Source organism: Bradyrhizobium sp. in8p8, from assembly GCF_000426845.1.
Lineage (GTDB): Bacteria > Pseudomonadota > Alphaproteobacteria > Rhizobiales > Xanthobacteraceae > Bradyrhizobium > Bradyrhizobium japonicum_C.
In genome coordinates this window covers 1,017,466-1,029,713 of sequence record NZ_AUGD01000001.1, presented here as the reverse complement: position 1 = coordinate 1,029,713, position 12,248 = coordinate 1,017,466, and the positions used below count along the sequence as shown (strand labels likewise).

The following is a 12,248-nucleotide window of genomic DNA, read 5'->3' as shown; positions in this document are numbered from 1 at the left end:
GCCGGTACATCGGAGGTATCATGTCCCGGGAGAGAACAAGATGGACGCTGTGCAACTGCGCCAGATGCAAGCCCCGATCAAGGAGCGCTACAAGACCGATCCCAAGGCTGCGTTGATCACGCTGAAGGCCAAGGGCTCCACCGCCAGCGAAGGCATCGCCTGCAAGATCGAGACAGGGCGCGCCATCGCGATGGCCGGCCTGCATCCGGGCACCGGCGGCTCCGGCCTCGAGCTCTGCTCCGGCGACATGCTGCTTGAAGCCCTGGTTGCCTGTGCTGGCGTCACGTTGAAATCGGTTGCGACGGCGATCGAGGTGCCGCTCAAGACTGGCAACGTCTATGCCGAGGGCGATCTCGACTTCCGCGGCACGCTCGGCATCGACAAGGAAGCGCCGGTCGGCTTTGCCGAGATCCGTTTGCGCTTCGAGGTCGACACAGACGCGCCGCAGGACAAGCTCGATCTCCTGCTCAAGCTCACCGAGCGCTATTGCGTGGTCTATCAGACCATCAAGAACGGCCCGAAGGTGTCGGTGTCGATGCAGCGGATGTAAGGGCGCAAGTCATCATCCCAGCAATTGGTGTCGTCCCGGGGGCATGCCTCTTGGCGCGAGCCCGGGACGCCATGAGCGCAGGCCGTCGCGATTTCGGGACGGTCGTTGCTCCCAGCTCTCGAACCACGACGGCCTGTGGTTATGGATTCCGGGCGCGCGCTTCGAGCGTCCCGGAATGACAGACAGAATGTCCCTCGACCTCCACTTCCTTCTCTTTCTTCTCCTGCGCATGGCGGTTGCGGCGGCTTTCGTGGTGACGGCGTCGGTCGTCGCCGAGCGCTTCGGTCCTGTGATCGGCGCGCTGGTCGCGACCCTGCCGGTTTCGGCCGGTCCCTCCTACGTTTTCCTCGCGCTCGATCACGACGCGGCCTTCATCGCGCAGAGTGCGCTGGCGAGCCTGCCGGTCAATGCCGCGACGATCGTTCTCGCACTCACCTATGTCGTGCTGGCGCAGCGACATGGCCTTCTCGTCAGTTGTGGATGCGCAGTCGCGGTCTGGATCGTGCTTGCATCGATCATCCGCCAATTCGACTGGTCCCTCGCCGCGGGGCTTGCGGCCAATCTGATCGCGTTCGGCGTCTGCATACCGCTGCTCGCGGGCTATCGTCATGTGAAGATGCCGCTGGTGACGCGCCGTTGGTACGATGTGCCGATGCGCGCTGCGCTGGTCGCAACTCTCGTTGCCATCGTGGTCTCGACATCGAGCTGGGTTGGTCCCCGCATCAGCGGCATCATCGCACTGTATCCAGTGGTGTTCTCCAGTATCATGGTGATCCTGCATCCGCGCATCGGCGGACGGCCGACCGCCGCCGTGTTTGCCAACTCCGCCTGGGGCCTGCTCGGATTCGGCATGGCCATCGCTGTGCTGCACGTTGCAGTCGTATGGTTCGGCTCCGCCGTCGGGTTGTGCCTCGCGCTCGCGACCTGCGTCATCTGGAATTTGACGCTGTGGGCGAGGAGTCGCTGATCGTTGCGTGCGACCGACTCACTCGGCGAGGCCCGCGCTGCTGATATCCGATGAGGATGTTAGAAGTTTATTCGAACTTGTTGCTTACATTGACCTTGGCAATTCCCGTCCAGCGTTCAGTACGTCCGTTTGCGGTCCGTAAGTCTACGGAGCGCCTTTGCACAACCGGGTTGATACGGAGATACTATGTTCAAGCGCAAGTCGAATTCCGACGCATTGACGTTGATGGCGACCAAGGTGGTGAGTGCCAATGTGATGGTCGCGGATAACGACCTCAACATCGTCTACATGAACAATGCCGTCACGGATTTGCTCCGCGAGGCGGAGACAGATCTCAAGAAGGAGCTGCCGCATTTCAATGTGAACACGCTCGTCGGCACCAACATCGACGTGTTCCACAAGAACCCCCAACATCAGCGCCGGATGCTCGCGAGCCTCAGCACGGTGCATCGTGCGATGATCCAGATCGGTGAACGGAAGTTCGATCTCGTCGCAACGCCCGTGAAGAACGAGGACGGCAGCCGCGCCGGAATCGTGGTGGAATGGTCCGATGCCTCGATCCGCCTCCGGAACCTCGACTTTGGCGCGCAGGTGGCAGCTGCGAGCCGTTCGCAGGCGGTCATCGAGTTCAACATGGACGGCACGATCATCACCGCCAACGCCAACTTCCTCGGCGCGCTCGGCTATTCGCTCGACGAGATCAAGGGCAAGCACCACAGCATGTTCGTCGAGCCCAAAGAGCGCGACGGTGCCGCCTACCGCGAGTTCTGGGCCGCGCTCAACCGCGGTGAATACCAGGCTGCCGAATACAAGCGTATCGGCAAGGGCGGCAGGGAAGTCTGGATCCAGGCCTCATACAATCCGGTCTTCGACGAGAAGGGCAAGCCCTTCAAGGTCGTGAAGTTCGCGACCGATGTCTCCGCGCAGAAGCTGAAGAACGCCGATCTCGCCGGTCAGATCGCGGCGATCGACAAGGCCCAGGCCGTCATCGAATTCAACATGGACGGCACGATCATCACCGCCAACGCCAATTTCCTCGGCGCGCTCGGCTATTCGCTGGCCGAGATCAAGGGCAAGCATCACAGCATGTTCGTCGAGGCCTCAGAGCGCGACGGTTCCCGCTATCGCGAGTTCTGGGCCGCACTCAATCGCGGCGAGTACCAGGCGGCCGAATACAAGCGCATCGGCAAGGGCGGCAAGGAGGTCTACATCCAGGCCTCCTACAATCCGATCCTCGATCTCAACGGCAAGCCGTTCAAGGTGGTGAAATACGCCACCGACGTGACCAAACAGGTCCTTGTCCGCATGGGCAACGAACGCGTCCGCGGCATGATGGAATCGGTTGCTGCCGGCTCCGAGGAGCTCAATGCGTCGGTACGGGAGATTTCCGAGGCGATGACCAAATCGCGCGAAACCGCGATGAGCGCGGTCGAGCAGGTGTCTTCGGCCGATGCGCAGGCCCAGCGTCTCACCGAAGCCGCGCAGGCGATGAGCGGCATCGTCGAGATGATCAACAACATCACGGGGCAGATCAACCTGCTCGCGCTCAACGCCACGATCGAGTCCGCGCGCGCCGGTGAAGCAGGCCGCGGCTTTGCAGTGGTCGCATCCGAGGTGAAGAGCCTCGCCAACCAGGCCAAGCAGGCCACCGACAAGATCGGCGAGGAGATTGGCAGCCTCAACAGCATTTCCAGCGATGTCGTCAGCGCGCTTGGTTCGATCAAGCAGGCGATCAACAATGTCAGCGAGTACGTGACGTCGACGGCCGCGGCGATCGAGGAACAGAGCACGGTGACGAACGAGATGTCGACCAGCATGCAGCGCGCCGCCGCGGAAGCCGCGGCGATGGCGGCGCGGGCTTGACCTTGCATAGGTAGCCCGCATGAGCGAAGCGACATGCGGGAACAAACCTCCCGGATGTCGTTGCCCTCATCCGGGCTTCAGCACGATTACGGCTTCGGCAGCTTGGCCTTCAGGGCATAGAGCGCATCGAGCGCCTCGCGCGGCGACATCTCGTCGGGGTGAAGCGCCTTCACCGCCTCCATGAGCTGCTCGGCTTCGCTCGGCGGCGCGGCCTCCGCGGCGGCGCGCGAGGGGACTGCGAACAGCGGCAGGTCGTCCATCAGCGCGCGCGCTGTCTGGCCGCGATCCTGTGCCTCCAGCTTGGACAGCACCGATTTGGCGCGCGTGATCACCGCCGGCGGCAGGCCGGCGAGCTTGGCGACCTGGATGCCGTAGGAGCGGTCGGCCGAGCCCGGCAGCACCTCGTGCAGGAACACGACGTTCCCCTGCCATTCCTTGACGCGCACGGTGGCGTTGAACATCCGCGGCAGCTTGGCCGCCAGCGCGGTTAGCTCGTGATAATGCGTGGCGAACAATGTGCGGCAGCGATTGCTCTCGTGCAGATGCTCGATTGCGGCCCACGCGATCGAAAGGCCGTCGAAGGTAGCGGTGCCGCGGCCGATCTCGTCGAGGATCACGAGCGAGCGCTCGCCGGCCTGGTTGAGGATGGCCGCGGTCTCGACCATCTCCACCATGAAGGTCGAACGGCCGCGGGCGAGATCGTCGGCGGCGCCGACGCGCGAGAACAGGCGATCGACGATGCCGATCCGCGCGCGGGTGGCCGGCACGAAGCTGCCGATCTGAGCCATCAAGGCAATCAGCGCATTCTGGCGCAGGAAGGTCGACTTACCCGCCATGTTCGGACCGGTCAGCAGCCAGAGCTGACCGGACTTCTGCGCTGGCGCAGGCGACAGATCGCAGGCATTCGCAATGAACGGCTCGCCGTTGCGCTTCAGGGCCTGCTCCACCACCGGATGACGGCCGGCTTCGATGGCGAAGCTGAGCGAGCCATCGACCTCGGGCCGCACATAGTTCTCGTCGACTGCCAGCTTGGCCAGCGAGGTCGCGACGTCGAGCAGCGCAAACCCTTGCGCCGCCGCGCGCAGATCGTCGCTGATCGCGAGCGCCCTGGCGCAGAGCCGCTCGAAGATCTCGAGCTCGAGCCCGAGCGCGCGGTCGCCGGCATTGGCGATCTTGGCCTCGATCTCGCCGAGCTCGGAGGTGGTGAAGCGCACCTGTCCCGCCAGGGTCTGGCGGTGGATGAAGGTGGCGTTCAGCGGCGCCGACATCAGCTTGTCGCCATGCTGGGCGGTGACCTCGACGAAATAGCCGAGCACGTTGTTGTGGCGGATCTTGAGGCCCTTCACGCCGGTGTCGTCGGCGTAGCGCGCCTGCATCGAGGCCACCACCAGGCGCGAGGCGTCGCGCAGGTTGCGCGCCTCATCCAGTGCCGGTTCGTAGCCCTGGCGCACGAAGCCGCCGTCGCGCTTGATCAGCGGCAGCTGCTCGTCGAGTGCGCCGGCGAATTCGGATGCGAGAGCGCGCGACGGCCTCTGCAGCGCCGCCATCACCGCTGCGATCTCCTGCGGCGGTCGATCCAGTTCGGAGAGCCGGGCCAGGACCTGGTCCGCAGCGATGATGCCGTCGCGAATGCCGGCGAGGTCGCGCGGTCCGCCGCGGCCGACCGAGAGCCGGGCCAGCGCGCGCGCAATGTCGGGTGCGCCGCGCAGGATGCTGCGAATGTCCTCGCGCGCGGCGGAATCGGCCACGAAGGCCCTGACCGCGTCGAGCCTCCGCGCGATCGCCGGCGCATCCGTCAGCGGGGCCGCCAGGCGCTGAGCCAGCAGGCGCGAGCCGGCCGAGGTCACCGTGCAGTCGATCGCGTCGAGCAGCGAACCACGGCGCTCGCCGGCGAGGGTCCGCGTCAGCTCGAGATTGGCGCGGGTGGCCGGGTCGATCGCCATGGTCGCGCCCGAGGCTTCGCGCGCGGGCGGCGACAGCGGCGGATGCTTGCCGACCTGGGTACGATCGACGTAGGTGACGGCGGCGGCCGCGGCGGTGGCTTCCAGGCGCGTGAGCTGGGAGAGCCCGTCCATGGTTGCGACGGCGAAGTAGTCGCACAGCCGCTTCTCGGCCGTCGCACCGTCGAAGACGTCGCGGGTCAACGGCGTCACCGCCGGCAGCTCGCGCAACGTCTGGCCGAGCTCGTTGTCGTTGTAGAGCGCGTCGGTGACGATCGCCTCGTTCGGGTTGATGCGCGCCAGCGTCGCCGCAAGCTCGCCGCTGGAGCATTCGGTGACCATGAATTCGGCGGTCGATATGTCGATCCAGGCGAGGCCAAAGCGGTCGCCGCCGGCCGAGGAACGGGCGCGCGCGATCGCCAGCAGATAATTGTTGGCGCGCGCGTCGAGCAGCGTGTCCTCGGTCAGCGTGCCCGGCGTGACCAGCCGCACCACGCCGCGGCGCACGACGCTCTTGTTGCCGCGCGCTTTCGCCGCGGCCGGATCCTCGGTCTGCTCGCAGACGGCGACGCGGTGACCGGCCGAGATCAGGCGGTGCAGATAATCCTCGGAGCGCTCGACCGGCACGCCGCACATCGGAATGTCGGCGCCCTGATGCTTGCCGCGCTTGGTCAATACGATGCCGAGCGTCTTCGAGGCGATCTCGGCGTCCTCGAAGAACAGCTCGTAGAAGTCGCCCATCCGGTAAAACAAGAGGAGGCCCTGATGCGCCGCCTTGATCTCCAGGTACTGTTCCATCATCGGCGTGACGCGCGCGGCTGCTTCGGCCTGCGGCGCGGGCGCGGATTCGGCCTCTTGGGCGGAGATGGGCTGCTGTATCGTCATGAGCGGCGCAACCTACAAAATTTCGCCACCTGCTCCTATCGCTTTGGCCGGCAAGGGGAGGTTTTCCACGTTGTCCGCATCGCGGTATGCGCGGCCTGTGTGCGCGTCCCCCGGAACATGCGGGCATCAGTCAATTGACCTGCCGCGGGCACCCTCCTAAAACTCCGCCGACATTGAAGAATTTGGCCGAACCGCGGCATTCAGGGAGAACAACGATGCGTGACGTCTTTATCTGCGATGCCGTCCGGACCCCGATCGGCCGCTTCGGCGGCTCGCTCGCCAAGGTGCGGGCCGACGATCTCGCCGCAGCCCCGATCAAGGCGCTGATGGCCAAGCACCCCAACCTCGACTGGGCGCAGGTGGACGAGGTGTTCTTCGGCTGCGCCAACCAGGCCGGCGAGGACAACCGCAACGTCGCGCGCATGGCGCTCCTGCTCGCAGGTCTGCCGGATTCAGTTCCCGGCCAGACCCTGAACCGGCTCTGCGCCTCCGGCCTCGATGCCGTCGGCGCTGCGGGGCGCGCGATCCGCTCCGGCGAGATCGAGCTCGCGATCGCGGGCGGCGTCGAGTCGATGACCCGCGCTCCCTTCGTGATGGGCAAGGCGCAGGAAGCTTTCTCGCGTTCGGCTGAGATCTTCGACACCACCATCGGCTGGCGCTTCATCAATCCGCTGCTGAAGGCGCAATACGGCGTCGACGCGATGCCGGAGACCGGGGAGAACGTCGCCGAGGAATTCCAGGTTTCCCGCGCCGACCAGGATGCCTTCGCCATCCGCTCGCAGCAGCGCGCGGGTGCGGCGATCACGGCCGGCTATTTCGCCGAGGAGATCACGCCGATCACGATCCCCGGCGGCAAGGCCGGCCCCATCACCATCGACCAGGATGAGCATCCGCGTCCCGAGACCACGCTGGAAGGCCTCGCCAAGCTGAAGCCGATCGTGCGCAATCCCGGCACGGTCACCGCCGGCAACGCCTCCGGCGTCAATGACGGCGCCGCCGCGATGATCCTCGCGTCCGAAGCTGCGGTGAAGAAGCACGGCCTGACGCCGCGCGCGCGCATTCTTGGCCTTGCCTCGGCCGGCGTGCCGCCGCGCATCATGGGCATCGGCCCCGTGCCGGCCACCCGCAAGCTGATGGAGCGCCTCGGCAAGAAGATCAGCGATTTCGACCTGATCGAGCTTAACGAAGCCTTCGCCTCGCAGGGTATCGCATGCCTGCGCCAGCTCGGCGTCAAGGACGATGCCGATTTCGTCAATCCGCATGGCGGCGCCATCGCGCTCGGCCATCCGCTCGGCATGAGCGGCGCGCGGCTCGCCCTCACGGCGGTTCACGGCATGGAAAAGCGTGGCGGCAAGCTGGCGCTCGCCACCATGTGCGTCGGCGTGGGCCAGGGCGTCGCGGTCGCGATCGAGAAGCTGAACTGACCGGGCGCGAAGCGTCCGCCCCGTCCATCTGACGTCATGCCCGGGCTTGTCCCGGGCATGCACGTTCTCGGCGCCCCGGGAACATCGTGGATATGGCCGGACAAGCCCGGCCATGACGGAAGCAGGGAACCGACGCGCTCGAAACCCGCTTCCCCCAATTAGTTATATCCTATAATGATCGGCGAAAGCGCTGACCGGCCGGATTACAATGGCCGGGGAGGAGTTCGCCATGACCTTCATCTACCCCACGGACAGCAACAAGGCGCATCCGCTGCCGCTGTCGCCCGATTACAAGAGCTCGATCAAGCGCGCGCCGAACAAGCCCCTGATCCCGATGCGCCACACGCTCTCGGAGCTGACCGGCCCGGTCTACGGCCACGAGACCGTGCGCGACGGCGACAACGACCTCACCCGCCAGCACGCGGGCGAGCCGCTGGGTGAGCGCATCATCGTCCATGGCCATGTCCGCGACGAGGATGGCCGCGGCGTGCCGCACTCCTTGGTCGAGATCTGGCAGGCCAATTCCTGCGGCCGCTATGTCCATGTCCGTGACCAGCATCCGGCGCCGCTCGATCCGAACTTCACCGGGGCGGGCCGTACCGTGAGCGATGCTTCCGGCTACTACCGCTTCGTCACCATCAAGCCCGGCGCCTATCCCTGGGGCAATCACCACAACGCCTGGCGGCCCGCACACATCCATCTCTCGGTGTTCGGCTATTCCTTCGTCACGCGGCTCGTGACGCAGATGTATTTCCCGAACGATCCCTTGTTCCCCTTCGACCCGATCTTCAATTCGGTCCCGGATGAGAAGGCGCGGGCGCGGATGGTCTCTTCGTTCGATCTCGAGAACACCAAGCCCGAATGGGCGCTGTGCTACCGCTTTGACGTCGTGCTGCGCGGCAAGAACGCCACCCCCATGGAGAATCACTAAGTGCACGAGTCTGTGAAGCCCGACGGGATCACCCCATCGCAGACGGTCGGTCCGTTCTTCAAGTACGGCCTGACGCCCAACGGCGAATACGCGTGGAACGACGCGTTCACTAATTCAACGCTGACCCCGGACGTCTCAGGCGACCGCATCCGCATCGAGGGCCGTGTGTTCGACGGCGACGGCGTCGCCGTGCCGGATTGCATGCTGGAGATCTGGCAGCCGGATGCGCAGGGTCGCTTCGCCGATCCCCAGGACAAGCGTGCGCTGCCGAATGCGAGCTTCCGCGGCTTTGCCCGCTGCGGCACCGACAAGGATGGCAACTACGCGTTCGAGACCATCAAGCCGGGCGCTGTGCCGGATCCCGACGGCAAGCCGCAGGCGCCGCATATTCTGCTTGCGGTGTTCGGCCGCGGCATGCTCAGGCATCTCTACACCCGCATCTATTTCAGCGACGAGGCCGGCAACGCTGCCGATCCCGTGCTGGCGCTGGTGCCGACTGACCGCCGGGCCACGCTCACTGCCGTACGCGAAGCCGGCAAGCCGGTCTACCGGCTCGACCTGCACCTTCAGGGCGAGAACGAGACGGTGTTCTTCGACGTGTAACTCGTCGCGTGCCGCTGACGCGAGTCGGCGGGCACGCGCGCTTCCAGCGCAGTGCGCGTGGCAGGCATCCCATCTGTGCTCTCGCCTGTGTGTCAGCCTTGCTGACCAAACAGCGATCGTTCAGTGCTTTGCTGCCCGTAGTTTTGCGGAGCTTTTCGTCGACGTCCTTTCGAAAGGGCAATCCCGTATTTACGATGTTGATCTAGGCTCCTCGCGGTTTCGGCGCGAGCCCTGGAATATTTCATGAAGTTTCGTCTCTCGTTGTCCTCTGCGATCATTGCATTCGGCATCGTTCTGGCCCTCGGTTTCGCGGCCGTGGTCTCCACCAGCCTTTACACCTTGAAAGAACTCAAGGTCGGCGGCCCGCTCTATTCCGACATCAAGCTCGGCAACGACCTCATCGCCGACATCCTGCCGCCGCCGGAATACATCATCGAGGCTTACCTCGAGGCCACCCTCGCGATGCGTGAGCCGGATCAACTGGCCGCGCATGGCGAGCGCCTAGTCCAGCTCCGCAAGGATTACGACGAGCGCAAGGCGTTCTGGGTCTCCTCCAGTCTCACGGAGGACCTCAAGACCACGCTGGTGTCGAAGTCCGATGAGCAGGTGCAGAAATTCTGGAAAGCATCCGACCAGCTGCTGCCGGCGCTCAAGGCCAAGGACGCGGCTGCGTCCGAGCGCATCTATGCCCAGCTCAAGGACGCCTACACTGCGCATCGCGCCGTGATCGACAGCATCGTCGAGAGCGCCAACAAGCGGAATGCCGCCATGGAGAAGCTGGCCGCGGACCGCGACAGCTCGATGCTCTATATCCTCCTTGGCGTCTCCGTAGCCGTCCTCGGCTTCATTGCCGCTGGCCTGCTCGGCGTTGCCCTCGGTGTCGTGCGCCCGATCGTGCGAATGACCGACACGATGCAGAAGCTTGCGACCGGTGATCTCGCCGCCGACATTCCATTCGCGCGCCGCCAGGACGAGGTCGGCTCGATGGCGGGCGCGCTCCTGGTGTTCAAGCAGGCGGCTATCGAGAATTCCCGCCTGCGCCAGGAACAGTTGCGGCAGGAGCAGGAGGCGGCGCTTGCCAAGCGCGCCGCCCTGCACCAGATGGCCGAAACCGTGGAGCGCGAGACCGGCCGCTCGGTCGACACTGCGGGCGCGGCGACGCAAGGCGTCGAGCGGGCCGCGTCCAGCCTGTCCGAGATTGCGAAATCGCTCTCGGCGCAGTCGCAGGCGGTCGCGGCGGCCTCGACGCAGGCCCTCGGCAGCTCGCAAGCCGTCTCGGCGGCGGCCGAGGAATTGAGCGCCTCGATCCGCGAGATCGCAAGCCAGGTCGCACGGACCAGCACCGTCACCAAATCGGCGGTCGCCGGGCGCGAGCAGGCGCGCTCGACCATTCAGGCGCTGGCGGGATCGGTGAAGAGGATCGCGGAGGTTTCCGACCTGATCGGCGGCATCGCAGGCCAGACCAACCTCCTCGCGCTCAACGCCACGATCGAGGCGGCGCGCGCCGGCGAAGCGGGCCGCGGTTTCGCGGTGGTTGCCGCCGAGGTGAAATCCCTGTCCGACCAGACCGCCAAATCCACCGAGGAGATCGGGCGGCTGATTGCCGAGATCCAGACCTCGACGCAGGCCGCAGTCGACGCCGTGGAGGCCATGGGAGGCCACATCGTCGAGATCGACGGTGTCGCGACCTCGGTCGCCGCCGCGATGGAGGAGCAGGACGCCGCGACGCGGGAGATCACGCGGTCGATTTCCGAATCGGCGTCCGCTGCCAAAGAGGTCTCGGCCAAGATCGGCGATGTCAGCCGCGATGCTGCCTCCGTCAACGAGCGCGCCGCGGAGGTCAGGCAGGCGATCGCCGGGATGGCGGCCAATCTCGAACAGCTGCGGTCGGTCGTCGTCAGTACCGTGCGCGACTCGACCGCGGCGGCCTGAGCCCGGCGGCAACTCGGCCGCTGGTGCCCGGGAGCGTGATTGTGCAGTATGGCGAGGGACAGGGGCATCATGGTTCATGACATCTCCACAATTGCCGGCGGTCGTTGAGCCCGCCCAACTGACGGCCGCCCTGCGCAGGGGCGGCGTGCTGGACGCAGGCGCCGTGCGCGAGGTGAAGGTGCTGCATCAACGCGACACCGTCGTCTCACACATCATCCGTCTCGGCCTGCGCTATGTCGGCGAATCCGCCGGCGCCCCGCATTCGCTGATCGTGAAAATCCCCAATTCCGCGTTCGCGCAGACGCTCGCAGATGGCGGCCGGCGCGAAGTGGACTACTACACCCGGCTCGCACCAAGAATGCCGCCTGGGCTCGTGCCGCGCTGCTTCGACGGACATTTCGACGAGCAGAACCTCGCCTGGCATCTCCTGCTCGAAGATCTCACCGACAGCCATGCGACCGCGGGGCAATGGCCGCTGCCGCCGTCGCGCGATCAGGCGGTCGCGATCGTCACCACGCTCGCACGCTGGCATGCGGCATGGTGGGACCATCCCGACCTCGGCGACACCGTCGGCACGTTTGCGAGCGCCGGGGACAGCGCGGAGCGCATGGAGGCCTTCGCCGGCCACTACGATCGTTTCGCCGACCTGCTCGGCGATCGCCTCAGCGAAGAACGCCGCATCCTCTACCGACGTCTCATCGATCGATCGGACGGGCTGTCCCAGCGCTACCACTCACGCCGTCATCTCAGCATCACCCATGGCGATGCCCATGTCTGGAACTTCCTGCTGCCACGCGCAGGTGTTGCCGACACCGTGCGGATCTTCGACTTCGATCTCTGGAGCATCAACGTTCCGACCCACGACCTCGCCTACATGATCGCGATGCATTGGTATCCGGAGCGCCGGCAGGCGCTCGAACGCCCGCTGCTCAGTCTCTACCATGACACGCTGATCGAGAGCGGCATCACCGGCTATACGCGCGGCGCGCTCGATCGCGATTATCGCTGGGCGGTGCTTTGGCAGATCACGCGGCCGGTCTGGCAGTGGAGCATCAACATCCCGCCGGGGATCTGGTGGAATAATCTGGAGAGGGTGTTTGCGGCAGTGGACGATCTAGGCTGCGAGGAGATGCTGGGCTGATCCATCGTGCCC

At 65.6% G+C, this 12,248-nt stretch carries 9 protein-coding genes; 8 read left to right on the top strand and 1 reads right to left on the bottom strand.

The window, feature by feature from the left end:
- Window positions 1-40: 40 nt before the first annotated feature.
- From K408_RS0104885 to K408_RS0104875, 3 genes are all read left to right on the top strand, one after another.
- Window positions 41-550, top strand: a complete 510-nt coding sequence (locus K408_RS0104885; protein WP_024336937.1) for an OsmC family protein — start codon at window positions 41-43, stop codon at window positions 548-550.
- A gap of 187 nt (window positions 551-737) precedes the next feature.
- Window positions 738-1,517: a hypothetical protein gene (locus K408_RS0104880; protein WP_028145800.1), complete on the top strand. Its 780-nt coding sequence runs from the start codon at window positions 738-740 to the stop codon at window positions 1,515-1,517.
- Window positions 1,518-1,703: 186 nt separating this feature from the next.
- On the top strand, window positions 1,704-3,380 hold the full coding sequence (locus tag K408_RS0104875) for a methyl-accepting chemotaxis protein (protein ID WP_024336938.1): 1,677 nt from the start codon (window positions 1,704-1,706) through the stop codon (window positions 3,378-3,380).
- 86 nt (window positions 3,381-3,466) lie between these two features.
- On the opposite strand, the gene mutS is transcribed toward K408_RS0104875, so the two are convergent.
- A complete protein-coding gene (mutS, locus tag K408_RS0104870; protein ID WP_024336939.1) occupies window positions 3,467-6,205 on the bottom strand; it encodes a DNA mismatch repair protein MutS in 2,739 nt (912 codons plus the stop codon).
- A gap of 215 nt (window positions 6,206-6,420) precedes the next feature.
- Between mutS and pcaF the strand changes: the two genes are divergently transcribed.
- From pcaF to K408_RS0104845, 5 genes are all read left to right on the top strand, one after another.
- Entirely contained in the window at window positions 6,421-7,629 is a 1,209-nt protein-coding gene (gene pcaF, locus K408_RS0104865) for a 3-oxoadipyl-CoA thiolase (RefSeq protein ID WP_024336940.1), read from the top strand.
- Between the two features lie 229 nt (window positions 7,630-7,858).
- Complete coding sequence (pcaH, locus tag K408_RS0104860) at window positions 7,859-8,560, top strand: protocatechuate 3,4-dioxygenase subunit beta (RefSeq protein ID WP_024336941.1); 702 nt, start codon at window positions 7,859-7,861, stop codon at window positions 8,558-8,560.
- A complete protein-coding gene (gene pcaG, locus K408_RS0104855) occupies window positions 8,561-9,163 on the top strand; it encodes a protocatechuate 3,4-dioxygenase subunit alpha (protein WP_028145799.1) in 603 nt (200 codons plus the stop codon).
- Window positions 9,164-9,406: 243 nt separating this feature from the next.
- Entirely contained in the window at window positions 9,407-11,095 is a 1,689-nt protein-coding gene (locus tag K408_RS0104850; protein ID WP_024336943.1) for a methyl-accepting chemotaxis protein, read from the top strand.
- A gap of 76 nt (window positions 11,096-11,171) precedes the next feature.
- Complete coding sequence (locus tag K408_RS0104845) at window positions 11,172-12,236, top strand: phosphotransferase (RefSeq protein WP_028145798.1); 1,065 nt, start codon at window positions 11,172-11,174, stop codon at window positions 12,234-12,236.
- Window positions 12,237-12,248 lie beyond the last annotated feature (12 nt).

Excerpts from the sequence above, each read along its gene's own strand:
- K408_RS0104875 (WP_024336938.1), top strand. The coding sequence starts at position 1,704 with ATGTTCAAGCGCAAGTCGAATTCCGACGCATTGACGTTGATGGCGACC.
- K408_RS0104850 (WP_024336943.1), top strand. The coding sequence starts at position 9,407 with ATGAAGTTTCGTCTCTCGTTGTCCTCTGCGATCATTGCATTCGGCATC.
- pcaH (WP_024336941.1), top strand. The coding sequence starts at position 7,859 with ATGACCTTCATCTACCCCACGGACAGCAACAAGGCGCATCCGCTGCCG.
- K408_RS0104845 (WP_028145798.1), top strand. The coding sequence starts at position 11,172 with ATGACATCTCCACAATTGCCGGCGGTCGTTGAGCCCGCCCAACTGACG.
- mutS (WP_024336939.1), bottom strand. The coding sequence starts at position 6,205 with ATGACGATACAGCAGCCCATCTCCGCCCAAGAGGCCGAATCCGCGCCC.
- K408_RS0104880 (WP_028145800.1), top strand. The coding sequence starts at position 738 with ATGTCCCTCGACCTCCACTTCCTTCTCTTTCTTCTCCTGCGCATGGCG.
- pcaF (WP_024336940.1), top strand. The coding sequence starts at position 6,421 with ATGCGTGACGTCTTTATCTGCGATGCCGTCCGGACCCCGATCGGCCGC.
- K408_RS0104885 (WP_024336937.1), top strand. The coding sequence starts at position 41 with ATGGACGCTGTGCAACTGCGCCAGATGCAAGCCCCGATCAAGGAGCGC.